The sequence below is a fragment of the Agrobacterium sp. RAC06 genome, assembly GCF_001713475.1.
Classification (GTDB): Bacteria; Pseudomonadota; Alphaproteobacteria; order Rhizobiales; family Rhizobiaceae; genus Allorhizobium.
This window is the reverse complement of record NZ_CP016499.1, coordinates 123,750-150,329: the sequence shown is the minus strand read 5'-3', so window position 1 is coordinate 150,329 and position 26,580 is coordinate 123,750. Positions and strand designations below refer to the sequence as shown.

The 26,580-nt window shown below is 59.1% G+C and carries 24 protein-coding genes and 1 pseudogene; 13 read left to right on the top strand and 12 right to left on the bottom strand.

The window, feature by feature from the left end; all coding sequences use genetic code 11:
• Positions 1-229: 229 nt before the first annotated feature.
• The gene (locus tag BSY240_RS00715) at positions 230-607 is read right to left on the bottom strand and encodes a hypothetical protein (RefSeq protein ID WP_069041085.1); all 378 of its coding nucleotides are present in this window, start codon (positions 605-607) and stop codon (positions 230-232) included.
• A 222-nt stretch (positions 608-829) separates the two neighbouring features.
• Here BSY240_RS00715 and BSY240_RS00710 point away from each other — a divergent pair, with 222 nt between their 5' ends.
• From BSY240_RS00710 to BSY240_RS00700, 3 genes are read left to right on the top strand one after another with little or no spacing between them, the layout of a single operon-like run.
• On the top strand, positions 830-1,564 hold the full coding sequence (locus BSY240_RS00710) for a hypothetical protein (protein WP_069041084.1): 735 nt from the start codon (positions 830-832) through the stop codon (positions 1,562-1,564).
• A complete protein-coding gene (locus BSY240_RS00705; RefSeq protein WP_069041083.1) occupies positions 1,554-2,528 on the top strand; it encodes a hypothetical protein in 975 nt (324 codons plus the stop codon). Before BSY240_RS00710 ends, BSY240_RS00705 begins: the two co-directional genes overlap by 11 nt.
• Before the next feature lie 7 nt (positions 2,529-2,535).
• On the top strand, positions 2,536-3,594 hold the full coding sequence (locus BSY240_RS00700; RefSeq protein ID WP_150127363.1) for a trypsin-like peptidase domain-containing protein: 1,059 nt from the start codon (positions 2,536-2,538) through the stop codon (positions 3,592-3,594).
• Between the two features lie 23 nt (positions 3,595-3,617).
• On the opposite strand, the gene BSY240_RS00695 is transcribed toward BSY240_RS00700, so the two are convergent.
• Complete coding sequence (locus BSY240_RS00695) at positions 3,618-4,313, bottom strand: hypothetical protein (protein ID WP_069041081.1); 696 nt, start codon at positions 4,311-4,313, stop codon at positions 3,618-3,620.
• Between the two features lie 517 nt (positions 4,314-4,830).
• On the opposite strand from BSY240_RS00695, the gene BSY240_RS00690 reads away from it, so the two are divergent.
• Positions 4,831-5,577: a hypothetical protein gene (locus BSY240_RS00690; protein WP_069041080.1), complete on the top strand. Its 747-nt coding sequence runs from the start codon at positions 4,831-4,833 to the stop codon at positions 5,575-5,577.
• Positions 5,578-5,807: 230 nt separating this feature from the next.
• Here BSY240_RS00690 and BSY240_RS00685 read toward each other — a convergent pair whose 3' ends face one another.
• From BSY240_RS00685 to BSY240_RS00665, 5 genes are read right to left on the bottom strand one after another with little or no spacing between them, the layout of a single operon-like run.
• The gene (locus tag BSY240_RS00685; RefSeq protein WP_069041079.1) at positions 5,808-7,277 is read right to left on the bottom strand and encodes an aldo/keto reductase; all 1,470 of its coding nucleotides are present in this window, start codon (positions 7,275-7,277) and stop codon (positions 5,808-5,810) included.
• 10 nt (positions 7,278-7,287) lie between these two features.
• Entirely contained in the window at positions 7,288-8,247 is a 960-nt protein-coding gene (locus tag BSY240_RS00680) for a branched-chain amino acid ABC transporter permease (RefSeq protein ID WP_069041078.1), read from the bottom strand.
• The gene (locus tag BSY240_RS00675; RefSeq protein WP_069041077.1) at positions 8,244-9,155 is read right to left on the bottom strand and encodes a branched-chain amino acid ABC transporter permease; all 912 of its coding nucleotides are present in this window, start codon (positions 9,153-9,155) and stop codon (positions 8,244-8,246) included. The genes BSY240_RS00680 and BSY240_RS00675 overlap by 4 nt, the downstream gene beginning before the upstream one ends.
• A complete protein-coding gene (locus BSY240_RS00670) occupies positions 9,152-9,898 on the bottom strand; it encodes an ABC transporter ATP-binding protein (RefSeq protein ID WP_069041076.1) in 747 nt (248 codons plus the stop codon). The genes BSY240_RS00675 and BSY240_RS00670 overlap by 4 nt, the downstream gene beginning before the upstream one ends.
• The gene (locus BSY240_RS00665) at positions 9,895-10,707 is read right to left on the bottom strand and encodes an ABC transporter ATP-binding protein (RefSeq protein ID WP_069041075.1); all 813 of its coding nucleotides are present in this window, start codon (positions 10,705-10,707) and stop codon (positions 9,895-9,897) included. Before BSY240_RS00665 ends, BSY240_RS00670 begins: the two co-directional genes overlap by 4 nt.
• 95 nt (positions 10,708-10,802) lie before the next feature.
• Here BSY240_RS00665 and BSY240_RS00660 point away from each other — a divergent pair, with 95 nt between their 5' ends.
• The 4 genes from BSY240_RS00660 to BSY240_RS00645 are packed head-to-tail and all read left to right on the top strand — an operon-like array spanning position 10,803 to position 14,212.
• The gene (locus tag BSY240_RS00660; RefSeq protein WP_069041074.1) at positions 10,803-11,516 is read left to right on the top strand and encodes a GntR family transcriptional regulator; all 714 of its coding nucleotides are present in this window, start codon (positions 10,803-10,805) and stop codon (positions 11,514-11,516) included.
• Between the two features lie 12 nt (positions 11,517-11,528).
• Positions 11,529-11,879 carry a TIGR04076 family protein gene (locus BSY240_RS00655; RefSeq protein ID WP_069041073.1) on the top strand — a complete coding sequence of 117 codons (351 nt, stop codon included), beginning with the start codon at positions 11,529-11,531 and terminating at the stop codon, positions 11,877-11,879.
• 1 nt (position 11,880) lies between these two features.
• Entirely contained in the window at positions 11,881-12,927 is a 1,047-nt protein-coding gene (locus BSY240_RS00650; RefSeq protein WP_069041072.1) for an aldo/keto reductase, read from the top strand.
• A 46-nt stretch (positions 12,928-12,973) separates the two neighbouring features.
• Positions 12,974-14,212, top strand: coding sequence for an ABC transporter substrate-binding protein (locus tag BSY240_RS00645; protein ID WP_236759399.1), 1,239 nt, complete (start codon positions 12,974-12,976; stop codon positions 14,210-14,212).
• Positions 14,213-14,344: 132 nt separating this feature from the next.
• Here the strand turns inward: BSY240_RS00645 and traA are convergent, their stop codons facing one another.
• Positions 14,345-17,782, bottom strand: a complete 3,438-nt coding sequence (gene traA / locus BSY240_RS00640; RefSeq protein ID WP_069041071.1) for a Ti-type conjugative transfer relaxase TraA — start codon at positions 17,780-17,782, stop codon at positions 14,345-14,347.
• A 202-nt stretch (positions 17,783-17,984) separates the two neighbouring features.
• On the opposite strand from traA, the gene BSY240_RS00635 reads away from it, so the two are divergent.
• Complete coding sequence (locus tag BSY240_RS00635; protein ID WP_069041070.1) at positions 17,985-18,296, top strand: mobilization protein; 312 nt, start codon at positions 17,985-17,987, stop codon at positions 18,294-18,296.
• Between the two features lie 2 nt (positions 18,297-18,298).
• Positions 18,299-19,900 carry a type IV secretory system conjugative DNA transfer family protein gene (locus BSY240_RS00630; protein ID WP_069041069.1) on the top strand — a complete coding sequence of 534 codons (1,602 nt, stop codon included), beginning with the start codon at positions 18,299-18,301 and terminating at the stop codon, positions 19,898-19,900.
• Between the two features lie 312 nt (positions 19,901-20,212).
• Here the strand turns inward: BSY240_RS00630 and BSY240_RS00625 are convergent, their stop codons facing one another.
• A complete protein-coding gene (locus BSY240_RS00625; RefSeq protein ID WP_069041068.1) occupies positions 20,213-21,103 on the bottom strand; it encodes a LysR family transcriptional regulator in 891 nt (296 codons plus the stop codon).
• Between the two features lie 125 nt (positions 21,104-21,228).
• Here BSY240_RS00625 and BSY240_RS00620 point away from each other — a divergent pair, with 125 nt between their 5' ends.
• The gene (locus BSY240_RS00620; protein ID WP_069041067.1) at positions 21,229-21,558 is read left to right on the top strand and encodes a helix-turn-helix domain-containing protein; all 330 of its coding nucleotides are present in this window, start codon (positions 21,229-21,231) and stop codon (positions 21,556-21,558) included.
• Between the two features lie 275 nt (positions 21,559-21,833).
• Here BSY240_RS00620 and BSY240_RS00615 read toward each other — a convergent pair whose 3' ends face one another.
• From BSY240_RS00615 to rnk, 3 genes are all read right to left on the bottom strand, one after another.
• Positions 21,834-22,751, bottom strand: coding sequence for a DMT family transporter (locus BSY240_RS00615; protein ID WP_069041066.1), 918 nt, complete (start codon positions 22,749-22,751; stop codon positions 21,834-21,836).
• Between the two features lie 68 nt (positions 22,752-22,819).
• Entirely contained in the window at positions 22,820-23,359 is a 540-nt protein-coding gene (locus BSY240_RS00610) for a hypothetical protein (protein WP_069041065.1), read from the bottom strand.
• Positions 23,360-23,499: 140 nt separating this feature from the next.
• The gene (gene rnk / locus BSY240_RS00605) at positions 23,500-23,919 is read right to left on the bottom strand and encodes a nucleoside diphosphate kinase regulator (protein ID WP_069041064.1); all 420 of its coding nucleotides are present in this window, start codon (positions 23,917-23,919) and stop codon (positions 23,500-23,502) included.
• Positions 23,920-24,390: 471 nt separating this feature from the next.
• On the opposite strand from rnk, the pseudogene BSY240_RS00600 reads away from it, so the two are divergent.
• Positions 24,391-25,871, top strand: a pseudogene (locus tag BSY240_RS00600) (PAS domain S-box protein).
• Positions 25,861-26,472: a response regulator FixJ gene (gene fixJ / locus BSY240_RS00595; RefSeq protein ID WP_069041063.1), complete on the top strand. Its 612-nt coding sequence runs from the start codon at positions 25,861-25,863 to the stop codon at positions 26,470-26,472. The pseudogene BSY240_RS00600 and the gene fixJ overlap by 11 nt, the downstream one beginning before the upstream one ends.
• Positions 26,473-26,580 lie beyond the last annotated feature (108 nt).

The window sequence follows — 26,580 nt, the reverse complement described above, 5'->3', positions numbered from 1 at the left end:
GAATTGCCCAACGACGAGCAAGGGCGCCTTCAAGCGGTCGCAAACGGCAATAATCGGTTGCATTACCCGGCCCGTAAACAGACAAATTTGTCGTGATTGAAATCCCGGCAGCTCTTGTCTGCCCCGCCCCCGTTGAGCCTTCGCGTTCTATTGAACGCAGCCTTCGAGGCACGTTGCACTACGGAGAAAAGGTCGGAAGACCAATGCGGGCCTAGACGCAGGACCGCTCCTACTTCGCTGCATCTGCGATAAGATAACGCATGATTTCGAGCATCTGCATGCGTTCATCGTCGCCAAGTTGATCTAATGCCATACGGATTGGGTTATCCAAAGAAGTTCCGCGCAAAAGGTCAATGATTGCTCGGGCAGCGTCCAACGGTCGATCCCCAGATGGAGGCCTCTGGCTGTCGGGATCGCAGGCCTTCTCATCCCATGGCCATCCTGTCCCACGGAGGAAATGCAGGCGAGCCATTTTTCTAACTGCCACGTCGCGGCTCTCGGTCACTTCATAGACCTTGAACACGGAAAGCCCCGTCTGACGCGAAATGTCAGGCACACTGATATTCATAGCGCGAAGCCGTTTGGCCTCTTCTTCCGTGGCGTTCAAAAGCGCGCTCCTCGACAAAGCTTCCACTCACACCACGGATACCGCGCAGATCCTTAAAGTGGTCTTCCCGAACGGCAAACGCCGAGACGAAAAATGTCCGGCGAACAACCGATATGATCGCCAAGGCCCTGAAATGTTTGCGTATGCATCACAACCGATAAGGGTCCTTAAGCGAAAATTAGCGCCTAGTGAGCGACGCTACATCCCTCGCCGGAGTTCCAGATGCATTTATCGCCCAGACTTCCTTCAGTTCTCGTCTCAGCACTTTTCGCCTATGCCGGGATCTCACATGCAAGCGAACCGACGCCAGTTCTAGAACTGGCGAATGCGCCCGGCTTCACTGAGCGCTACGCCGGCAACACTCAAGTCAACGGACAGTTTCTCTCTGGCCTGTCTTATGTCAGTGGCCTGCCAACTGGGGCTTTCAAAGACCTCAAGGTTGCATTTATTCGAAGAGATGATGCAGCACCGCAAACACTTTGCGTCCGATTGACGTCTGACGATGGGCGCTACTGGGCGGCCAACATGTATCGTGCGACAGGACTATTCAGCGTGCCGCCAAGGGTGCCAATCCCAACCAAGTATCAAGAACAGCTGGACCTCTACGGCGCAAATAGTCTCCTCATGCTTGCGACAGTTGCAACCGACTGCGCGGAGACAGCCGAAAAAATTTATGTTCCGGGAATCATTGGCCAAAGCGATGAAGAGCAGTTGCTGCTGGCGCATGTCAACGTCAGCCAGAGCAAGGTGCTGGCGAGACTTGAGGCGGAGGACCATAGCGTCCTCCAATCTGGAAGCTGCAAGAAACCTGCAGGCGGTCCGCGTGTGACTTACTCCCACATCTGTCAAGTTGCGATCCCAGCAGCGGCCAGAGGCAAGCCAGTCAAGCTCGTCATCGGCGTGAAGGGATTGACCGGACAGGCGACCGAACAACGTTACGCAATTCATGTTGACTAGATTCAAGCGTCTCTGCCGCAATCCGATTGCTGCATCGTTCGGCGTGGCGGCATTGCTCGCAACGGCGGCCACCTCCGCATTGTTCTGGTTCTCTGCCAACTCGACAACGCTGACATCGATCAAGGCAAACACCGAAATCGTCTCGTTCAGCGTCTTCAATCCTGAACTCGCAATCATCTACGCGCGAGGCTTAAAGGTAAGCACTTGGCCTGATGATGAGAGCCGGGAGAACCAGTGCTTTGAAGGCGCATTTCTACCTGGCGTCGGTGCTCAAGTAACATATTTGCGCACTGAAAACGGCCCCCTTCAAATAACTATTGAGGGCCGAGGCGAGCTTCGCAGCCCCCAGGGCAATGTTGTACCGTTCGACGGCGAGTTGCTACTTTTTCGAGATAACGAAGAATGTGGCACACTCCAAGCGGAGCGCTTTCCCGTCTGGGGGCCGGGTCAGATTGGATCGCCCTTCTCAATGCGTGGCGACGGACCAGGACCGATCCTTGTTTCTGGATCTCTCGACGTTTTTGGTCGCACCCTGAACCTCCCTCTGCTTGGCGATGGCGGCTCTCTTTACGCCGCCATCGAGGGGATGGCTGTACCGCCAGGCAGTTTGATTGAAACGAACGTTAGACAAGGCGTTCCAGGGAACGACGATGCCGAAGCCGCCATGTTCGGCTTCATAGAAGTGAATGAGACGGATCCGGGTTTTTCCCTATCAGTATCCACTGAGTCACGAGAACTGCGCCTGACTCCCCCCGGGGCGCGCGCTGACAGCAGCAGAATTGACCTTGGCTTGTTCGTTCAAGCGCTGAACGACCCCGGCTTCCTGAAAATTCAGCTGTTCTTCATTTTCATGTTTGCACTTTGGCCGTTCGCCATTGAGCTAATTAGGTCTGCATCATCAGCAATCAGTAAGGCCGAAGATGAGAGCAAGGATACTGCCGGGCCCAAAATCGGTGAAGGCTGAGAGAAAGATGACAACCAACACCCGCCAACTCTGCACCACTGCCTTGGTAGGCCTCGCGCTTTCACTATCGCAAGTTTCAGCGACTGCGGAAACAGTGATGCTATCCCGAGGAGATGACACTTTCGGCCAAGGATGGCTGTTCCTGGATGGCTCGGGAAACTGCCGCATCGCAACCCCCAGGCATGTGATTGAAGCGGCTGATGGAACGCTGACGACCCCGGACTTGCTCGACAGTTTCGGCCGTCTTCATCCAACGGCAAATCCTGTGCCTGCGTTAGATGCAGATCTAGACCTGGCGTTTCTGACTGTCGGCGGGCCGATCACGCAGGAGCCGTGTAGCAGAGACCGGGTCCAAGCGACGCCGCTTCAGCCCATCATCGATCGCATCAAGCAGGCGACGCTGGAAATCACGACGCCGACGGAACGGCAATCGATCACCGTTGCCTTTCGCGCTTTGTCACGAGACAGCGAAGGTGGCAAGATCATAGCACTGTCAGCCACTGATGCTGGGGCATCGCTGCAAAAAGGGATGAGCGGCGGCACGATCATGAACAACGGCAGACCGATAGCGATGCTGTACGAGGTCGATCCGGACGAAGGTATCGGTGTCGCCTTGCGCTATGATCAGATTGCTGTCGAACTGCAGAAGATCTCAGGCGGCGTGAAGCCCCAGATACAGCACAACCTCCCATTTCAGAGCCTGATGCTTACTAAGGGACGCATCTCGAAACGCGACAGCAGCATCGGCGCCTTCCTTGCGGAGAGATCCCCGCTTTATCTATCGCCGACAGACGATCGTGTGACGCTGCTTGTCGAGATGGATCGGCTATCCAACATCAGCGGCATACGCTTGAGCGGACAGGGGCTGTCAGGTCAAGGTGCGCTGATCGTTGAAACGGACACAGACGGACAGGGGTTCGTTCCGGGTACGCGCTGCGAGCTATCAGACGAAACCATATGCGGCATGTCAACCAGACGTGTGTCACGCCTTCGACTGACGCTAACCGGCCCTAAAACAGCAAATTATATGATCAACAGTATTGAGCCATTCAGCGACGATCGATAGCCGCCAAATACCCGAAAATTTCTCTAGTCCTTGCTCACAGGCTTATCGCTATCAAAAAGGTGCAAAACGACCGGAAACAAAAAGCCTTTCTCTATATTGCAGCTACCAAACCCGTGAATAGTAAATCCATCGTAATCATCGAATTCAAAGCTACAAATTTTTGTTTGAGCCTGGAAATTAAATGGAACAACCACCGTAATCAATCCACCTCGAATATTTCCGGAGCCACGAAAATCTTCAGATTGCTCCCTATCATTCAAAAGTTTAACTTTAAACTCAAGCGAATTACTTCCCGGATAATCAGATGCTAAACTAAATTGGTACCCACGCTCATTGAAATATCTCACAAGATCACTTTTTCCAACTTCGTCTATTACTTTCTTGTCACCACTATCGACCGCGTCCTGCATTTTCTTAGGGAGAGAAGCCGTGATGACAAAGGTGTTGAAACCAGCAAAATGTGCACGAAGCGCCAGCGAGCGAACGTTCGGATCTTCGACTGAGAATGCTGTGCGGATTGCGAGCTGAACCTCGGTGGCGTCGCCTTTTTTGAGGATCTCATCTAGCTGGGCCAACCTCATCACCGGATCGGGATCGTTGATTGCATCAATGACCGCCTGAAGTTCACCGTAGCGGGCAGTTGCATCCGCAAACACCGGGCTTGATATCGACAACGAACAAAGTGCTGCAGAGACGAACAACTTGGAGAAAAATGTCATTGGGGAGCTCCTAGATTACGTCACAGCATTATCAAGCGTTTGATAACCTAGGGTTAAGTCCCTGCGCGATTTGCTCGTACACGCCTTGGACCCGCCGGACATCACGCGCGCTCTGAGGCCAGATTAACGGCAGATCTCCTAAGGCTGCGTCAGATCATTTCACCCCAATGCTTCAAACGAACCGCTACACCGTTCAGGCCATTTCAACTGACAGGCCCAGACTGCTCCAGTATACGGCGTGCAACGTCTGACGCGCGGCAGATGCGCATGAGCTGGTGCTTCTTGCGCGCTCAAATCCGCTTTCCCGACCCGCAGTCGATGTTCGGCCGAGCGCAACGTACAGTCTCACCACGGAGAGGTCCTCAGCTGAACCCATAGCTTTTTAGCGAGCAACTTAATCGAAACGAAACAGCGAGGTTGCATCATCAAAGGAACTCGACGTGCCCATGTTATAGACTGTTGGCTCGGCACGAAATCCAGACTTTCCGCCGCGCCTCACTGAAGAGAATGGTATTTCATGAAGCTCGCATACTCTTCCCTGATCGCTTTTTCTCTGCTTATCCCGGCCGCAAATGCCGCGACACGAGAAGAATTCAGAGGCGGATGGTCGCGACCGTGCGGAGAAGAACAAATTTGCCGGTTGGATATCGATGACATGAAGTCGCGCAAGACAGTCGAGATCAAGTTCTCGGTTGAAGGCAACGGACAGAATTGTAGTTGGTCCGTTGATGCGGTCTACGACAAGAGTTTGGGCGGACCGGTCGCCATGGACCCCTATGGCAACTACGGCTTCTACCTGGCTATCCTTGCCGACGGACGCCTTTATTCGTCCGGCACCATGATACAAATCTGCGGCCCTCAGCCGCTTGACCAGTACTACACCTCGGACGTGCAACATCTGATCGACTACCGATCTGTTTTCGACCACAACGGTTCCGAGATGGACGTCGATCCTGAGGCCGGCACAATCCTTTACAGGGCACCAAAGCCGGCCATAGCGGGTACCGTCAAACCACGAACCCTCCTGTTCAAGGCTGACCGCCCCTGGGACGTTTACGACGAAAAGTCGGTGGTGGAAGGAACTGCGTATGTGTTCAAGAAGGGATGCGAGCCCGCCCCTTATCGCGTTTCAGGACGCCACGAAGGTTGGCATACGCTAATACTGCAAGGTCCCGCCCCCATTCGCGAGAAGAACGGCTGCAGGGTGATCGGCTACAAAAACAACGGGAACTCCACACTGAAATTCGTCAGCTTGGGCGATTGATTGCACCCACTTTTGCTTGCCTCGGCGCCCAAGGGCGACAGAGTCGCGGGCACAACCAACTACCCCGTCAGATTCGGCACACGATCATCTCAGGGAAATGGACATGCGTCACGTTGCTGTCCATGTCCACGTACTTTGAGGTCATCAACTGTGCGTGCGAATCAAAGCGCTAGGGATATGTCGAAGTTTTGATTTTTACCGGCAGAAATATCCAGTTTCCATGCCTTCGGCTAAACTACAGCTTCTGCTTCAATCTCGACTTCATAATCGCCGACCAGAGCGCCAGCCTCGATCAAGGTATTCGCCGGAAGAACCTCGGAAAAGAAACGGCCATGGGCACGCGAGACCGGCTCCCATTGTGACGCATCCTTGAGATAGATGCGCGTGCGAACGACATCATCCATCTTTCCGCCAAGCGCGGAAATGGATGCTGCAATCTTGTCGAGAATATAGGTCGCCTGAGCGCCCGGATCGCCGGGTGCCACACAACGGTTACTTCCGTGAGTCGCCGTGGTCCCTGATACCAGAATTCGATCGCCAACCCGCACGGCCCGGCTGTAACCGGCAAGCGGCTCCCAGATGCTACCGGAGGATACACGGAAGCGATCCTCGCGCCCCGGCACGGGAACCGACTTGTAGACAGACGGGATCGCATCGAGGTGATGACTAAGGTCACCAGATGCCGTCAGGAATGGCGGCTTTCGATACTCATCACCGCAATCGCCGGGAATAGGTTTAGCTTTTGCAAAGGCTCCGTCGAGCAGAGCCCGATCATCACCATCCAGTTTGAAGCTGAAGACCTTCAGATTGTCATCGCGATGCTCGTTTTCACCGAGCCGTGCCCCGATGATCGTGGCGGCAACGGCCGGATGTTCGAGAACCCAGCGGCTGGCCACGTTGGACATCGAGACGCCGTGCTTGCGGGCAATCACGGATGCTGCCCGCAGAATATCCTGGTAGACGGCCCATCCGCCGGCCGTATCGATGAAGCGCTTGTATTTCGAGCGGCTCCAGTCGGGGATGGACGCAGGCTCCGGTTTATCCAGCCACTTCTCTGACAGGAAGCCGCCACAGAGCGTACCATAGGCTAGAAGCTTTACGTCCCGCCTCAGGCAGAGTGCGGACAAATCGTCCGCAGCCCGCCTGTCGATCAGGGAGAAGGAGACCTGATTGCTGGCAATCTCGATCCCGTCTGACAGTGCGAGATTGAGATGGGCTGCATCAAAATTGGTGAGGCCAAGGGCGCCAATCAGTCCCTCCTCCTTCATCGCCTGCATTTCATGCAGGGCATCGAGCCACGCCGGGTGTTCGAAGGTCCACCAATGGAATTGCAGAAGGTCGACCTTGTCGACGCCAAGTCGATTAAGCCTGTCCTCCACGCCCCGGCGCACCACATCGCGCGTCATCGGACCGGGCTCGGGACACCATTTGGTGAAGGCCACCGGTTTCTTCTCACCAGCGCCATAGCGTTTCAGGAGATGGCCAGTGATGATCTCCGCCGATCCGTAATGATCGGCCATGTCGAAACTGTCGAACCCGGCCTCCGCATAGGCCTGAAGGGCATCAGCCCCCTGCTCCGGATCGACCGTAGCGCCATTCTTTTCGATATCGGCAACCTGCCAGAGGCCGCAGACGAGACGGCTGATCGACAGGTCCGGGGTGAGATTGATGCGTTCGGGATGCTGGGACACGGGGATCATTCCTCGATGGTCAGGATGGTTTGTTACGGCTCAGGCGTGCGAGCGGGCTCACCTCGCCGAACAGGCCGCGCGGGCGCAGTAGAAGCATGAGGCATAGCCCGACGCCGATGGCGACAATCTGCAAGGCGGCGGCCCGTGCCTGTTCCTCGGGCGGTACGAAGGCGGAGACGGCAGCGGCCGTGAGAGCCCAGAGCCCCCAGACGAGAATGGCCCCGGCAATGGCGCCGCGATTGTTGCCGGAGCCGCCGACAATCAACATGGCCCAGACCTGGAAGGTGAGAACCGGCATATAGTTGTCGGGCGCGATAAAGCCGATGAAATGTGCCTGGGCGGCCCCTGCTAGGCCCATAATGGCGCCGCCGACGGTGAACGCCTGCAGGCGAAAGCGGACGGGCCGTTTGCCAAGCGCCTGGGCGGCCACCTCGTCTTCACGGATCGCCCGCAAGACGCGGCCCCATGGGCTGCGCGACAAATGCTGCAGCCCGAGATAGAGGCCCAGCACGACAAGGGCCATAAGTCCGCAATTGGCGAGACTAAAGAGCAGCGCATTGCCCTGCAGATCGGCGAAGGGGCGTGGAATGAAGCCGATCCCGAAGGCCCCCCCAGTGACGCTCTGCAGGTTGAGCATGCAGAGCTGGACGGTGACGGCGACGCCGAAGGTTGCGATGGCAAGGTAGTCGGATCTCAACCGGATCGTCAGCGCACCAACGGCCCAGGAAAGCGCTCCCGAGACGACGGCAGCCCCCAACCACCCAACGAAAATCGGCATGCCAAAGCCGCCAAAGCGCTCTGCCGTTTCAGGTGTAGTCAGAATGGCCGAGGTATAGGCACCGACCGCGACGAAGGCGGCGATACCGACATTGAACAAACCCGTCATGCCCCACTGAACATTCAGCCCCAGGCAGATGATTGCATAGGTGAAGGCCATGGTCAGGAAGAAGGCGCCATAGGCGATAAGGTCGATGCTCATGTCGATTTTCCGAACAGGCCGCGGGGGCGGACGAGAAGAACCGCAATCAGGATGGCAAAGGATACCGCCGCCCGCCATTCAGCCCCGATAAGCTGGACCGTAAAGGCTTCGGAAAGGCCGATGAACAGGCCGGCGATCATAGCGCCTGGAACCGAGCCAATACCGCCAAGAATGGCAGCCGCAAACAGGGGCAGCAGAAGGTCATGCCCGAGATAGGGGCGGATCTGGATGATCAGGCCGCTCATGATGCCAGCTATGCAGGCGAGTGCGGCGCCCAGGAACCAAGCCGTTCGTATGACCCGGCGGACATCGATGCCGGCGATACCGGCAAGGCCGGGATTCTCGCTGACCGCGCGCATGGCCCGGCCGATATCCGTCCGCGTCATGACGAGATGAACTGTGATGACAGAGACCAACGCCACGGCCAGCATGGCCAGCTGGTCCGGCGTTGCTCTGAGACCAAGACCCAGCTTCATGGCAATCTGCAGCGCCTGGCTAAAATAGGCGGGCTTTGAGGTGAACAGGAATTCGAGCAGGCTGCGCAGAGCAAGCGACGCGCCAAAGCTTGCCATGACCATAATGATGATGGCGCTGCCGCGTCGTCGGAAGCTCGAAAATAGTGCTGCGTCCACGGCAAGCGCCAGGAGCCCCGTCAATGCGACGGCGAGCACCGCTGCGATCGGAAGCGACCAGCCAAAGGAAAAAGGCCCAATCGGGATGGTCAGCCCCGCTGCCAGGACGCCAAGCGCACTGCTGATGCCGAGTGCGAGATAGGCACCCCAGGACAGAAGTTCTCCATGCGCAAAATTCGAGAAGCGCAGGATCGAATAGGTGAGCGTCACACCGACCGCGCCGAGGCCAATAATTGCGCCAGCAATCAGTCCGTCCATCAGGAATTGCGGGTTCATCGCGCTACCTCACTGGCTGCGCGACCAGTCGTGCCGAGATAGATCTTGCCGATGAGGGGATCATCGGCGAGATCGGCAGGCGTCCCCTCGTGGCGGATCTGCCCTTCGGCCAGAATGACAGCGCGATCGGCAATCGCCATGGCCGCCTTGACGTTCTGCTCGACCAGAACGATCGTCACACCCTCACCATTGATGCGCTTCAACATTGAAAAGACCTCGCCGACGATCTTTGGCGACAGCCCTGCAGATGGTTCGTCGAGGATGAGAACCGGCGGATTGAGCGCAAGAGCGCGCGCCACTGCCAGCATTTGTCGCTGACCGCCGGAGAGCGCGCCGGCCAGCCGTTTCGGCTTTACGGCAAGATCCGGAAATCGGGTCAGCATCGTCTCGATTGCAAGGTTACGCTCTGATTTCGGCAGGAGCGCCACGGCGATCTGGAGGTTTTCCAGAATGCTCATGCTGGCAAAGACATTGTCCGTCTGTGGGACGAAGGCCAGACCTTCGGCCAGTTTACGGTGCGGAGCGACATCCGTGATGTCCCGGCCTGCCAGATGAATTCGACCCGAATGCACCGGCACCATGCCAGCGATCGCCTTGACGAAAGTGGATTTGCCAGCGCCGTTCGGCCCCAAGAGGATCACGAGTTCGCCCTGTGCGACGGAAAAATCCACGCCGCGAACAATGGGAAGGTCCGGCTCATAGCCAGCGACCAGCGCTGCAGTGTTGAGAACCGGATCGGTCATGCGCCACCGCCAAGATAGGCTTCGACGACTGCAGGATTAGCGGCAACGTCAGCTGGCGCGCCCTCGGCAAGCAGCTTGCCAAGCGCCATGGCCACCACCCTCGAGCACAGCCTCGATACCATGTCCATGTTGTGCTCGATGAGCAGGATAGACTTGCCCTCAGCATTCAACGCCACCACCCGCTCCATGATCACTTCAAGCAAAGCGGGGTTTACCCCCGCGGCCGGCTCGTCGAGGAGGATCACCTGCGGGTCGGCCATCAGAACGCGCGCGAGTTCCAGAAGCTTGCGCTGCCCGCCGGACAGCACGCGTGCGGGCTCATGGGCAAGCCGCGAAAGCGTGACGAACTCCAGGATCGCATACGCTTTCTCAAGTGCTGCCTTTTCTTCGCGACGCACCAGACCAGCTTTGAGGAAATTGGCAAACAGGCCTTCGCCCGTCTGCTTTTGCGCCCCAACCAACAGGTTCTCAAGCACGCTCATTTCCAGAAAAGGGCGTGGGATCTGGAAAGTCCGTGCGACTCCATGGGCGATGCGCTGCTCCGGCGCTTGGCTGGAGACTTCAAGACCCTCGACCCAGATCTCGCCAGAACTGGGCTTGAGGCTGCCTGCCAGCAGATTGAACATGGTGGTCTTGCCCGCACCATTCGGGCCGATCAGGCCCAGGATCTCGCCCCGAGCGAGATGGAGCGACATGTCGGAGACTACGGTCAGCCCATCGAAATATTTCGTCAGATGCCGTGCTTCGATGGCAGGCGGTGCTGCGGCACTCTGAAACGATCGTGATGGTTGGGAATGGGCGGCAGCCATCTTCAAAAATGAGCCTTGATTTGATCCGTGATGTTTGATCAAACTTTACGTGGACGCGAAAATCAACCGATATTTCCGGGAGGCTTGGAGGCGGGATGACGGACACGATTGGCCAATCGGACGACTTCCTCACGCCTGTCGGCCGCGAGACTTTGCAGGACCGCGTCTACGACCAGCTGCGCCGTACGCTGATCAACGGCGGCTTTGCCGCAGGCGACATGCTGCGGATCGTCGACATGGCAGATCGGCTCAAGACGAGCACTATGCCGGTGCGGGAAGCGCTCGGCCGGCTTGTATCCGAACAGGCGCTGGAAGCCCTGCCCAATCGCTCAGTCAGGGTCCCGCTGATCACCCGCGAACGCCTCGATGACCTGGAGCGTGCCCGCATCCTCATCGAGGGGCGTCTGGTGGCGCTCGCCTGTGACAGGTTGACGGCGGAAGACATCGAAAGCCTGAAACAGATCAACCGGGATTGCGAGGCAGCTTTCGAGCGGCATGGCCAAGACGTCGGCCCAGTCACCTCTGAAATCAACCATCGCTTCCATTTCCAGATCTATCGCGCCGCCTCCTCACGTGTCCTGATCCCGATGGTGGAAAGCCTCTGGCTCCAGTCCGGCCCGGTGGTTCGGGCCGCCGCCCATATCCACGACGAACAAGGCGGATTGGCTGCGACGAACCATCACTGGACACTCATCGAGGCACTCGAGGCGCGCGACGAAGAGGCTGCGGTCAACGCACTTTCCAATGACATCGGGCGCTCGTTCGATCTCGTGCGAGGGCGTCTCGACGCCGGCGAAGAAGCGGCGTGAGGGAAGACACTGATGAGCGGAACGGACGACACATTCGAGCTCTTTGACCTGCGTGTCGAGGTGGTGGTCCCCGAAAATGGTACCGTCTACTGCGGCGCCAAGCCCGGCGACTATTTCGAGCTTCAGGGTGAAATGCTCTATCTTCCGCCGGGACAGGGAATATCGATTTACTCCCTCGCCTCCGTCCTTCCCTTGCTGGCCGCCAAGCAGCGCCCGACCCATGCGCATGACTGGATGACGACGGATGCGGACATCGCCTGTCCAGATCCCAATTGCTCCACCCGATTGCGAATTCGGCGCACGGGCCTTCGCCGTTTCAGCCATGCCGCCACGACAGCCGTGCCCCTCGAAGGAAAAGAGTAACATGCAGCGTATCTCCATCGCCCCCGGTTACGAGATCTCCCGCGTCATTCGCGGCGGATGGCAGCTTGCCGGTGGCCATGGTGCCATCGATGAGGAGATGGCCATTGAAGACATGATGGCCTTCGCCGACGCCGGCATCACCACCTTCGACTGCGCAGACATCTACACCGGCGTGGAAGACCTGATCGGGCGCTTCCGGCTGCGTTACCGCGACATGCGGGGCCAGGCGGCCCTCGATCGCATTCGCGTCCATACCAAGTTCGTACCCGATCTTGGCGTCCTGCCGACGATCACGAAGGCCTATGTGGAAGGCGTGATCGACACGTCGCGCAAGCGGCTGAACATGGAGCGCCTGGATCTCGTCCAGTTTCACTGGTGGGACTACGAGATGCCTGCCTGGCTCGACACCCTCGGCTGGCTGAAGGAGCTTCAGCAAGACGGTCGGATCGACAAGATCAGTGCCACAAATTTCGACAGCGACCATGTCACGGCAATCCTTGATGGCGGAATCCCGTTGACCTCGCTGCAACTGCAATATTCGCTGCTCGACCGTCGCCCGGAAAAGCGCATGGTGGAACTCGCGGCCCGCCACGACTTCGCGCTGTTCTGCTATGGCACGGTCGCCGGCGGCTTCCTCTCCGACCGCTGGCTCGGCCAGGCCGAACCGGAGCATCCGCTCGAGAACCGCTCGCTGACAAAGTACAAGCTGATCATCGATGACCTCGGTGGCTGGGAACTGTTCCAGGTACTGCTGTCAACGCTTCGCAAGGTGGCGGACCGCCATGCAACCGACATCGCAACGATTGCCAGTGCCGCCATGCTCCGCCGGCCAGGCGTGACCTCAGTCATCGTCGGCGCGCGCAATCGCGATCACCTCGCCTCCAACCTCGCCATCTCCAATGTCGTCCTCTCGGACGCCGATCTCGCGGAGATCGACACCGCCCTGGCCGGCGCCCGCGAACTGGAAGGCGACGTCTATACGCTCGAGCGGGACCGCAGCGGGCGCCACGGCAGCATCATGAAATATAATCTCAACAAAGGGGAATGACATGAACAAGGGAAATCAGATGAAACGCCTCGTCCTCGCGTCCACCATGCTCGCGGGCTTTGCAATCGGTGCAGCACCTGCAGCGGCACAAGAATGCGACATCACGGTCGGCGTCGTCATGGAACTGACCGGCCCTGCCGGCGAGTATGGCAAGGCCGGCGCGAAATCAGTCGAGATGGCCTTCCGTGACTTCAACGAGGCGGGCGGCGTTGACGGCTGCAAGCTCGTCATGGACACACGCGACAGCCAGAGCCAGGGCAATGTCGCCGTGGATCAGGCCACACAGCTCGTCAACATCAAGAAGGTGCCTGTTATCATCGGCGGCATCATTTCTTCCGTCTCGATCCCGATCCTGACCTCGGTCACGGCACCAGCAGGCGTCGTGCAGGTTTCGCCTGCATCCTCCTCACCGACGCTGACAGCCCTTGGTCGTGACGGCAAAACCAATGGCGTCTTCTTCCGCACCATCACCTCGGACGCGCTGCAGGGAACGGCTGCCGCCAAATACGCGCTCGATCAGGGCATGAAGAAGATCGCCATCATTCACGTCAACAACGACTTCGGCAACAATCTGATGCGGGAGTTCACCGCCGCTTACACCAAGCTCGGTGGCACGATCACCTCGACGACACCGTATAACGAAAAGCAGGCGAGCTATTCCTCGGAGGCTTCGGTCGCCATGGAAGGCGAACCGGACGCGCTTTACCTCATTTCTACACCGGTTGACGGTGCAACGATTGCCCGCGCCTGGATTTCTGGCGGCGGCGTGCAGAAATTCCTGTTCAACGACGGCATGAACTCCAAGGACTTCATCGCCAGCGTCGGCCCACAATATCTGAACGAGGCCTACGGCACATCGTCGGGAACGACGCCGACGACATCGACCGAATACTTCAACGCCAATTACGCGGAATTCTCCGGTGGGATTGAACCGTCTGCCCCGGCGGCCGATCGGTCCTACGATGCCGGTGCCATTGTTGCGCTCGCCATCGCCAAGGCTGGCAAGGCCGACAAGGACGCGATCAAGACCGCGATTTCGGATGTCACAGCGCCTGGCGGCACGCCGATATACGCTGGCAAGGCGGAATTCGAGAAGGCGCTCGGCCTGCTCAAGGACGGCAAGCCGATCAAATATGAAGGCGTCATCGGCCCTGTGAGCTTCGACCAGTATGGCGACATCACTGGTCCGTTCAGGCTCTGGAAGATCACCGATGGCGAGGTAACAACCGTGGGCCAGATGGAATCGTCGGAAGTGGCAGAAATCAAGGCTAGTCTGGCGAAGTAGCCACCAAGGCGAGCAAAGAAATGGGCGGGCAGTCGACGCCCGCCAACGAATAGAAGCAAGTCAATAAAGATCGAAGCCAAGACGGATGTCGATCACTCTCAGCCGCCAGTCATATCCGGGCGGCTGAGACATTCAAATGCCCATCGAAAGTCCTTTAATCTGACTTCTAACCAGTTCATATTTCCTGGTATTGGCGGCCTCCTTCGCCTGATGCGTAATTCGCGCCATCTCGGCCAGCCGTGCCAAATCCCTCCTCTCTGCCTGTCTCCTCGTCAGCTCGATTAGGTCCTTATGGCGCAGATCGTCGGTTCCAAACCGCTGCCTCATCGCATCGGCGACCGCCTCCGCCTCCTCAAGCGCCCGCCGCCCCTCCGGCATCCCGACAAGCTTCTCCAGAAACGCAGGCTTCTTCGCACGCTCGAGTCCATCCAACTGCCTGAGTATCTTCTCACTCTGGGCGCTTAAGCCCGGCACCTCGATCACATCCTGTTTCTCCCGCTTCCACTGTTCGGACTTCACCGCCTCCTCATATCGCCTCGTCCAGTGGCGTGACGCGCGTCCGACATGGGCACCTAACGGGCCTGCCAGTTGACGCGCTTGCCTGCGCTCCCGATTTTCGCCCAGGAGCCCAGCCTTGCCAAGCAGCGCACCGAATGCCTCCGGACTTTTCGCCACCGCGTCAGCCAGATCAGCGACATCACCGTTGCGTTCACGGAGCGTCTTTGCGACCAGTCCGGCAAATTGTTCTGGATTGGCAAACACACCGCGCCCAAGTGAGCGCACACCACCGAGTACCTGTTCGAGATGCCGCGATACCTCTGCCAACGCCACCTCCTCGATCGTCTGGGCATAGTGGGTGATCACCGGCACAAGCGGCTGGACCTTGCCGTCTTGCGCATCGGCTGACGGACCATTCTCCGTCCGATGCGCCTGCCCTATCTCTGCCCTTGCAGTCTCCTCGAAGGGCTGCCGATCGGCGGGCGGGCGAACGCGCTCACCCAAAGCGCCGTAGTGAGCCGCCATCCGATCGTCAGCCCGCTGTGCCGCATCCCGTTGTGGCGTTGGGCCCATCACGATCTCACTCGTGACACCAATGCCCTCCCCAAGCCCGCGCCGGGCAGCGAACGCATCGGTGTAGTCAAGCACCGTCTCCTTGGCGCCGGATCGACCAAGACTGGCGGAGAGTGTCTTCATTTCCTTCAGCTCATTGCGGCCGGCATAAAGCGTGACTGCCTCCCGGTGCCTGGTCATTGCGACATAGGTCAGATGCCGATCCATGGTGGCGGATGCCATGACGAAGGCACGATCAACCGTGGCCCCTTGAGCCTTGTGAATCGTCGTTGCGTAGCCATGGTCAAAGCTCTGGTAACTTCTGACCGGTATCGAGATGACACGGGCAGCATTCTGCCCTGCGCCGTCGAGCCTTAACTGTAGTGCGTCAGGCTCGACGGCCGTCACCGTTCCCAGCATCCCGTTCTTCACGCCAAGATCCCGGTTGTTCTCCAGGAGCACGATGCGGTCACTTGGCGCAAAGCCGCGCTTGCCGTCATTCGTCTGATAGACGATCTCCCGGTTGACGCTGTCAGCCCCCTGCCCTTGACCTTCACGGATGCCTTGCACGAAGTCTCCCAGAGCAGCTTTCGCCAGATCTCCCCGCGCCTGCAATGCTGATCGAACCGCATCGTTGATGGCCCGGACATCGATACGCCGATGCGCCAAGGCAACGCGTGAACCCTCCGGCCGTGCATCCCGATCGGCGAGATAATCCCGCATCAGCGCTTCGCGTGCACCCTCCCGGTTTTCGGCAAAGCGCACCTGGTCGCGTTCGGCATAGGCGGACAATCCCTCGCCTGTCCGATGGGTGGCAAAGGCAATCGAGGCCTGCCGCTGCCACTCCTCTTTCTGCCGGCGGATCTCCGAGAGTTCTACCGCACCGATCCGCTCTGCAATCGCCCGGAACGGAGACCCCGCCCCAATCGCCTGCAGCTGTTCGTGATCGCCGACCAGCACCAGTTTTGCGCCGCGACGCTCGACCTCCTCGACGAACCGTCCGAGCTGTCTGCTACCGACCATGCCCGCCTCGTCAATGACGAGGATGTCACCGGACTGGAGCTCCGCCCTGCCCGCCTGCCAGCTGTGCTCCCAGGAGGCGAGCGTGCGGGAGGTTATGCCGGAGGATTCCTCCAACCCTTCCGCCGCCTTGCCGGCAAGAGCTGCTCCATGAACGCGGTAACCTTGTGCTTCCCAGGCTGTCAGCGCTGCTGCCAGCATGGTCGACTTGCCGGCGCCTGCAAAGCCGATGACCGCGGCAATGCGCTCGGGACCGGTGACATGCCGGACCGCAAGCCGCTGCTCTTCGCTCAGTCCTCCTGGGGGAGTGTAGCGGGACGTGACCCAAGGGACAGTTCGCATTTGCCGTTCAACTGTCCGCGAGCTCGAGCCATCTGTCATTGCCCTGATGGCCTCGTCCTGTAGCCTCAAGGCACGGTCGACATGATGTCGGTCGACGCCATGGCCACTCCCATTACGGGATGCGTGCGAGCCGGCCTGCGAAGGTGAGTGGCGGCTCATGCGATCCGCACGCACGGCCATGGCGTGCTCGATCTCCAGCATCTCGCGTGTCGTATAGCGGGCAAGCTCACCACCCGTCTCCTTGCGCAGTTCTACCAGGGCCTTCGAGCCCATCACCGCGGCGAACGCATTGCGGAACTGGCCGGCATCGTCGATGTAGCGGTGGAGTGCCCTCGCGACATCGTATCGATCGAAGACGCTCTTCTCGCCGGTGATGAGGGTCAGCACCTGCTCCGGTTTCTCGCGGATCAGCTCGGCATTGCGCCGTGCCGCTTCCGCATCGATCCGTGTGCGGGAGACAGATCCTCCCCGCCGGTCGATCTCGGAGGCATGCACACCCATGCGCTCGGTCGGCTCGATCTCCAGCCCACGCTCCAGATGCGAGCGATGATCGATCCTCACCTCATGGCCTGCCAGCATCAGTGCCCGGTTGGCATGCGTCTCCCAGGCGTGGCGGATTTCCCGCAACTGCATCTGCGCCGTCGGCAGGTCGTGGTTCAGCAGCCATTTGTTCTCCCGCTCGATCAGCGTCTTCTCGCCAAGTCCTGATGCCTCGACTTTGCGCGTCGTCATCATCACATGGGCATGGCTGTTGCGGATGTCGCTGTCGCCGCCGGGCGCATGAATGGCAAAGTCGACGGCTGCCCCATGTCGGTCTGCAAGATCACGGGCAAAGGCACGAACCAGCGTCAACCTCTCTCCCGCATTCAGCTCATGCGGAAGCGCCACCTCGAACTCCCGCGCCAGCCGCGCATCCTTGCGCTTCTCGGCAAACTCAACCGCATTCCACAGCACAGATCTGTCGAGCGCCCACCTCGCCTCCGAGCCCTCGGGAAGTACGATCTCCACATGCACGACGCCGGCCTTGGCTGTGAAGTCATGCACCAGGCCGTCGCGCTCGTTGACGATCCGGCTTGCCGTTCGATAGGCGATTGCGGCCACGGCACTGCGGCCGCCCGAGCGGCTCACCGGCTTCATGCTGCAATGGTAGATCGCCATTCGCAGTCTCCAGCACGTCGCGGGGTCACCTGAGCACTGAGTTGCGCCGCAACTCGTAAGTGCGCCCTTGTTGCTTTCTTCGCTTCGCTCATAAGCCACCGGGATGCAGCTTCGCCGCGTGTCGCTCACGGCAACAGATTTGTACCTTGTGCGATTTTGCCCTTCCGCGTCGAATTAAGTCTTGTTTCGAAAGGACGAGGCGATGGCGAGACGCAGCATTCAGGAAAGACTGAGACAGCTCGAAGCCCGCAAGCAGGTACTGGTGGCGCGATTGGGCAAAGAGCAGAGAGCCCGTGACACAAGACGCAAGATCCTGATCGGAGCGCTTGTGCTCGACCGGATCGAACGGCAGCCGGAGCGATACCTCAACGGCCGGCTCGATGAATGGCTGAGGGCCGAACTGCCGGGCTTCCTCACCCGCGACAATGACCGGCAGCTGCTCGACGATATCCTTGAGCTCGAGAAGCTGGAGCAACAGGAGAAGCCGAACGAGCTGGCCGACGGGGAGGAGTAGCCATGACCCTGTTCACGCGCCTTCGCCTGCTGGCAATCGGCATCAAGCTTGCCGTGATCTACCTGTTCCTCGGTTATCTCGTGGTCGGCATCATTCTCGGCATCGATGTCGTCATCCAGCACAATGCAGAACCCGGCGAAGAGCGTGGTTGGCTGAGCAGCAATCTGCCCGATGTGCTGAAGTATGTGCCCCTGATTGCGGCGACCATCGGACTTCTCATTCCCTTCCTCGCCCGGGCTCGTGCCTCATGGATCCATGGCACGGCGGAATGGGCAACGCCCAAGGAGCTGAACAGGCTGACCAGGGGCACTGATGGGCTGCTGATCGGTCGGGACCTGCACTCTGGAAAGCTGCTGCACCATGATGGACCGGGCCATCTCCTCACCATGGCACCGACCAGAACCGGCAAGGGGGTGGGCACGATCATTCCCAATCTCCTGACCTCTGAGCGCTCGGTCATCTGCATCGACCCGAAGGGCGAGAATGCGAGGATCACGGCACGCGCCCGGCTGAGCTTCGGCCCGGTCTACGTACTCGATCCCTTCGCCGTCACAGCCTTCAACACCTCTGCCTTCAATCCTCTCGACCGTCTTGATCCCGACAGTGTCGATCTCGCTGAGGATGCAGGAACGCTTGCCGATGCCCTCGTCTTCGATGAACCGGGCATGGCAGGAGAAGCACACTGGAACGAGGAGGCAAAGGCGCTGATCGCAGGACTGATGCTGATGATCGTTGCAACAGCGCCACCCGACGAGCGGCATCTTGGAACGCTCCGCCGCCATCTCACCGCCGACCCGCATCGGTTCACAGATCTGCTAAAGGAAATGCAGCAGATACCGGAAGCAAATGGCCTGATTGCCCGGGCTGCCAATCGCCATCTCGGCAAGGCAGACAGGGAGGCGGCCGGCGTATTCTCGGCCGCTCAACGCCACACGCACTTCCTCGACAGTCCGCGCATGGTGGAAGTGCTGAAACGATCGGATTTCCGCTTTGCCGACCTGAAGCATGAACCCGCAACCGTCTTCATGGTCCTGCCGCCGGATCGGCTGTCGACCTATTCGAGATGGCTCCGACTGCTCGTCACCCAGAGCCTGACCGACATGGCGCGCGATCCGACAACACCGGCAAAGCCTGTGCTCTATCTGCTCGACGAGTTCGCGGCCCTCGGACATCTCGCACCTGTCGAACGGGCCATGGGCCTGATGGCAGGCTACGGCGTCCAGCTCTGGCCAATCCTGCAGGACATGCATCAGCTGCGTGCGACCTATGGACCGCGAGCTGGCACCTTCCTCTCCAATGCCAGCGTGCTACAGGTGTTCGGCGTCAACGACATCGAGACGGCAAGCCTGATGGCAAGAACCATCGGCCGGATGGACGAACGGCACGTCACGCAATCCTGGAACAGTCCCAACCTGCCGTGGAAGCCGCCCAGCATCACATCGAGCGAGCATATCGTTGCCCGTGACCTGATGACTCCGGATGAGATCATGCGGCTCCCCGACGAAGCAATGATCCTGCTCAACAGGGGGCAGAGACCGGCACTCGCGCGGAAGATCCGCTACTACGCAGATCCAGAGTTTCGCACTCTCTTCGACCCGTCTTGAGCAACAAACTCCGCACGAAGCGCACATAGCGAGCAGACCGCACCCGACGCCCGAGACCGACCCGGATCAAAGCCGCGCTTGCGCGAGATCCGGGTCAAACAATGAAGAACATCGGAGCGTTCAGCATAGCGGCGACCGCAGGGCGCGAACGCGGGAATTCTCGTCACGTCAGGGCCGGAAGAAGCGAAGCCGCAGGAGCCTGAGCATAGCGACCCCCAATTGGGGTCAGGCGGGACCGACTTCGCCCGGCCATTGCGTTCCGCTTCAAGGAGGCAGTGGGCTAAGTGAGCGCAGTAGCCCACACCACGTCCCTCACCTGCCCGGCCTTCCCAGCGTCCGGGCAATATCGATGATGTCATCACGGGCGGCCGTCGGATCATCCTTGCTCCAAGCGACACCAAGCCCGATCTTCAGATCGATCCCCGTCACCTTCTTCAGCACCACGTCCCTGCCCGGCAGATCTGCCGTCCATTCTGGCGCAAAGCCGACGCCAAGACCTGAGGAGACAAGCGAGATCAGCGAGAAGGTGTCATCACAGGTATAGGCGATATTGTCATTCAGCCCGTGCTCGTCGAAGGTCTCGGCGAAATAGCGCTCGGTGAAGGACAGGTTCTGTCGTTTGAAGGCGATGATCTTCTCGGCCCTCAGATCCTCGATCGTCACCTCGTGCTTCGAGGCAAGTGGGTTTCCCATCGGCACGGCCAGCAGGTACCGCTCATGGGCGATCGAGAAGAAGCGCAGCGAGCCGATGTTCTCGACCGGTCGAATAAAGCCGAGATTCAGCTTGCCGCATTCCAGCTGCCGGATGATTTCTGATGTCGAACCATTCGAGACATGCAGACGGATGTCGGGAAACTTCCGGCCGATCCGGGCAAGGAATGCCGGGAGTACGCCAGTCGTTGCCGGATAGATCGTGCCGATCCTGATCTCCCGCATGGTTCTGCCCGCTGCAGCCCGGGCCATCTCCGCCGACAGATCCAGTTCTCCCAGCATTCTGATGCAGCGATCATAGAACACCTCCCCTGCCCGCGTCAGTTCGACCTTGCGCGTCGAGCGCGTCAGCAACTGCACTCCAAGCCCCTTTTCCAACGCCTGGACCTGTGTGCTCAGTGCCGGCTGGGCAATATTTACCCGCATGGCGGCACGACCGAAGTGGAGCTCCTCGGCAACCGCGACAAAATAGGAGAGTTGGCGGAGTTCCATCGGGCAGCTCCTGCGCTCGCGCAAGTGGAAATGAACGGCAGGCCACACCATAACTACATTTTGTTCTCTTGTCACTCCGTATCGTTCATGGTCGGAGCTGTGTGATTGGGGAACATATTGTTCCCATGGATCTCTTGGCAAATAAGCTTCGTGAGCGCGCTAAACAGTTGGGCATTTCCAACGCGGAGGCAGCTAGACGTTCGGGTTTGGATGAGCGCCGTTTTGGACACTATGTGTCTGGGAGACGCGAGCCGGATTTAGCTACTCTTGTAAGAATCGCCGAGGCGCTCGGGACGACACCTAACTGGCTACTGGGTGTGCCATCTGCAGATGCCGCGGCCCCAGAGACGATTGGCCTAATCGATCGTTTTGTGAACGCTTCTAATGGTATGAATATGCGAGAACTTGAACTGCTGGTCATCCAAGCGGAAGCGGTATCTGCGAGCAAACGCTAAGTGCGGATCGTCTATAGGCATTCGGACTAGCAGAGATTTGGGACAACTGAACGGACACGGCCCCCGCAGTTATCTCAAGCCAAGTCATTGATATAAATTAATAAATCCAGAAAAATGTCATAAGCATAATTATGGAACCAAAGAAGCCAGTTTGCTCCACCGGCTATTCTACACACTGGCTGGTTTCACGTCACTACATTCAGTTTCTTTGGTTCGCAGGGAAAAGGTCCGCCATGGTGTCGGCGGTCCCTTCACAGGGTGCCAAGACCAGGCATTCACGCTGATCCTGGAGGAGTCGGGCTGGCGGAAAGCGATCCTGATCCGGCGCGTCGTTCCGTCATGACCGTGCGATAGTTGGCCAGCACGATGATGGCACCGCCAAGGAAAACCCAGAGGTCGATCGCCTCGCCATAGGCATAGGAGCCGACGACGGCCGCCATCGGCACGCGCAGGAAATCAATCGGCATGGCAACGGAAGCGTCGAGGCGCTTCAGCGCTTGCGCCTGGCAGTAATGGGCACAGAGAGCTCCGAGGCCGGCAACCACCATCCAGGGGATATCCGCCACATGCACCGGCCGCCAGTCGGTCAGCGAAGCCACGAGGCCGAGTGGCAACTGGATGACGATCATCCAGACTACGATCGCAGCCGGTGAGACGTCGCGCGTCAGTCTTTTGACGAAAATCAGAGAGAGCCCGTAACCGGCGGCGGCAATCAGCACGAGACCTGCAGCCGGGTCGGCCATCGCGATACCGGGACGGATGATGACAAGCACCCCGATGAAGCCGCTGATCGTTGCGAAGATCCTTGGCCTCGTCATCTTCTCGCGCAGAAACAAGAAGGCAAATAGGGCAACCCAGATCGGCATGGTGAATTCCAGCGCGAACACGGAAGCGAGCGGCAGCATGACGACGCCGATCGTCCAGAGATACTGGGCCATGAAATGCACGAGGTTGCGCGCGATATGCAGTTTGAAGAGCTTTGCATGACGCAGTTCCGGCAGCAGCATCCGGCCGAAGGCGACGATTACACAAAGGCCGATCAGCGCGCGAAAGAAAAGCACCTGTTCGATCGACAGTGTGCTGGCAAGCTCTCGCGATCCGACGGACATACCTACGAAAGAGATCATGCCCAGGGCCATCCAGATGAGCCCCTGGATGAAATCGGAATGTTGAAACTGCTTGATTTTCTGCATGCTCGGTTCTTTCAGGTCGGACGCGTGCGCGGGAAGAGCACGCGTCCGAGAGATTGATGGAATGGCAGTCAGGCCGCCGAAGGACCCGGATCGTCGGGACTGTCCGAAGCACCGACAAGTTGATCGTGACGTCCATCCATGCCGCCCGGCACGAGACGCAAGTGCGGTCGCTGCAAGCTCGTGCCCGCCTCCTGACCAATCATCTGCCGTTCCCGCCGCGATGCCTCGGGCTGGTATTCGACTGCTTCCAGCAACATGGTCTCCGCGAGACCATTCGAGTTTTCAAACTCGATCTTCTGGCCTGCGCGAAGTCCGAGCAGAGCGAGGCCACGCGGTGTCGTGATGGGCAGGAACAGGCCGACCGGGCCAGTTGCCTGGCCGGTCGAGATCACGCGGATATCGCTCTCGCCGGCATGGGCGCGAAAGCGGACACGGCTGTTGATGCTGGCGACATCCCCCGGAAGATCGTCGCGGAACACGACGATGGCCTTTTGGATCTTGCGCCGGCAAAGCGCGACGAGCCGATCATTGCGGCCCTGCCAGTTGTCACACAAGGCTTCGAGTATGGTGAAATCCTTTGTGGTCAGAATGTAAGTGTCGTTCGACATTTCGCAGTTCTCCATCGCGCTGTCGCCAGCGCGTCCATCGACATGAGCGGGAGATACCCCTGCACGAACATCGCGCAGGGGAGGCTATCCTGCGATGAGACAACCTCCCCGGATTGCGAGGCGGGAAAATGCAGGCAACATCATGCCGGATCGATCACTGCAGGGGATGCGACCTCTTCGACATGGAGGCGGTGCAGACGCCCGTCACGTGCCACCCAATCGATGGACTGACCAGTCGAAAGACCGATCAGTGCCGCTCCGATTGGCGTCAGGATGGAGATCTTGTCAGCCGCAATATCCGCTTGAGCCGGGAAGACCAGCGTGACGCTGCGATCTTCTCCGAGATCGCTGGTGAAGCGGATCCTGGATCCCATGCGTGCGACATTGGCACCTATCTTGGTGTCCTGAACGATACGCGCACGATCGAGCTCGCTAAGAAGCTCCTCGGAAACATCAGGATTCCGGCCGGCATAGGCCTCCGCGAGACGGTAAAGCCTTTCATGATCGGTCCGGGTGAGGATGATTGCCGGCTTGCGCTGCCGTTTCTTTGCGAGAGCCATGCTCGGGCCTCCTGTACAAGACGCGCGGCCGCGCATCCGGCGCACCGCTCTGAAACAAAAAACTGGTATTGAATGTCGCTTCGTAGCCCATTGTCCCCTCGCGGGGACCGCTACCCCTGCCCCACGACCTTATCGCGACGCGATTGGCCGGGGGTCAGATGCCTGCGATGAGGCACATCCGTGTGCGGATGTTATGGAAGCGTTCGATCAACATGCACGAAAGATGGCCGGCTCGGACACGGAAGTCAAGCAAGGCCGGTTGCCGCCTAGCCAGTATCACAGCGCGGGCGATCTGATGCCGAAGAAACAGACCATCTGTGGGGACGAACTCGACCTCGGAGCTTTTTGACTTCTATCAATTGGACACAAGGGCTAGCTTCCCATGTACGTATGTCGAATCGAGCGGAATTAGCGCAGATCATTGCGCCATCTGCATTGTTTTGGCTGATTGTGTGCGAAATCAGGGGCGAAATGGACGACGTGCAACGAAATGAAAGACGATTGCTCCCCAATTCCTGGGGTTATGTCGTTGCTGTTCTCGGAACGGTCGCGATCGTCGGCGTGCCGCTTTTCGTCATGGGCGCCGCCGCTTCGCAAGCGCTCTCCCTGCTCGTGCCGATCCCGGTCATCGCCACAGCTATGATCGGGGCGCGGGTCCGGCTTTGCTCGCGGCTGTCTTCGGCCTCGCCCTTTGGCTTCTCAATGTGCATTCATCAGGCTCGGAAATCGTCATTGCCCAAGCAGTCGCGTTCGCCGTCCTGGCGACGTTGATCGTCTGGTTTGCCAAACGAAGAGACGAGGATCGGGAGACCCTAGCAGGGCTCAGGGAAGCGCTGGATGATCGCGAGGCCCGGATGGGGTCTATCCTCGACACGGTTCTCGATGCCACCATCGTCAGTGACGAAAACGGAATCATCATCTCGTTCAACTCCGCAGCCGTCCGCCAGTTTGGCTATTCCGAAGCCGAAGCAATCGGTCAGAACCTGAAGCTGCTGATGCCTAAGCCCTACCGCGTCGAGCACGATGGCTACATGCGTCGCTACATGGCAACGGGCGAAAAGAGGATCATCGGCGTCGACCGCGTTGTGGTCGGCCAGCGTAAGGATGGCTCGACCTTTCCGATGAAGCTCGCGGTAGGCGAGATCAAACGTGGCGGAAAGCGGTTCTTCACCGGGTTCGTTCGCGACCTCACGGAGCGAGAAGAATCCGCCGCCCGCCTACAGGAGATCCAGACCGAGCTCGCAAGGCTCGGCCGATTGAACGAGATGGGAGAGATGGCGTCGACGCTGGCGCACGAGTTGAACCAGCCATTGTCGGCCATCGCCAACTACGTACATGGCTGCGCGCGCCTGCTGCAAAACGCGGTTGGCGACCGCGACATCCAGGTCCGCGACGCATTGCTGGAAGCGGGCGAACAGAGCATTCGCGCCGGGCAGATCATTCGACACTTGCGCGAGTTCGTTACCAAAGGCGAGACGGAAAAGCGGACGGAGAGCCTGCGCCAACTCGTCGAAGAGGCCGGAGCGCTCGCTCTCGTCGGCTCGCGGGAAAAGGGCGTGCGCACCGTGTTCGATTTCACTTCGGACAACGACCAGGTCTTCGTCGACCGGATCCAGATTCAGCAGGTGCTGACCAACCTCATGCGCAATGCGATCGAGGCGATGAAGCAAACCGAGAAAAAGGAAATCCGGGTCAGCGTCTGTTCCGACAAAATGGGGCTCCTGACCGTGACGGTCGAGGATTCCGGTCCCGGAATTGCTCCAGAGGTTGCCCAGGATATCTTCAAGCCGTTCACGACGACAAAGGCAGGAGGCATGGGGATCGGGTTGTCGATTTCCAGGCGCATCGTCGAGGCCCATGGCGGCGAGATGACCGTTTCCAAGAGCGAGCTTGGCGGTGCCTCCTTCTGTTTCACCCTTATCCAGCACGACGAGGACCAGAATGCAGCCTGATGACTTCACCGTCCATATCGTTGACGACGAAGAGGCACTTCGCAAATCGCTGGGCTTCATGCTCACGGTGAACGGTTTCGGCGTGAGGCTTCATGTGTCCGCAACCGCCTTTTCGGAAATCGCCCCGAGCCTTCGCAACGCCGTGCTGGTCACCGACATGCGCATGCCGGACATGAGCGGCCTCGATCTGGTGCGCAAAATCTCGAGCATATCGCCGCCGATACCCTCGATCATCGTCACGGGGCATGGCGATATTCCCATGGCTGTCGAAGCGATGAAGGCGGGTGCCGTGGACTTTATCGAGAAGCCGTTTGAGGAGGCCGTCATCATCGAGGCGGTGCGGCGCGCGGCCGAGAGGCTGGCAGACTCGTCGGCGGGCACGCTCAGCGTCGATGACATCCGCTCGCGCATTGGCAGCCTTAGCGAACGCGAGCGGCAAATTCTGGCGGCCGTCGTCGCCGGCCAGCCCAACAAGGCCATCGCGTTCAATCTCGACATCAGCCCGCGAACCGTCGAAGTCCATCGCGCAAATGTCATGACGAAGATGAGGGCGCGCAGCCTACCCGAACTGGTGCGCATGTCACTGACCGTCAGCGTCTAGCCAATATGTCGCGCAATCCGACGTAACGCTTGATCCATGACAAGGTGGCGCGTCGGCCAAGATGCGATCTGCAAGCTTGGTGAAAGATCACGACCGAGCTTCTGGGAT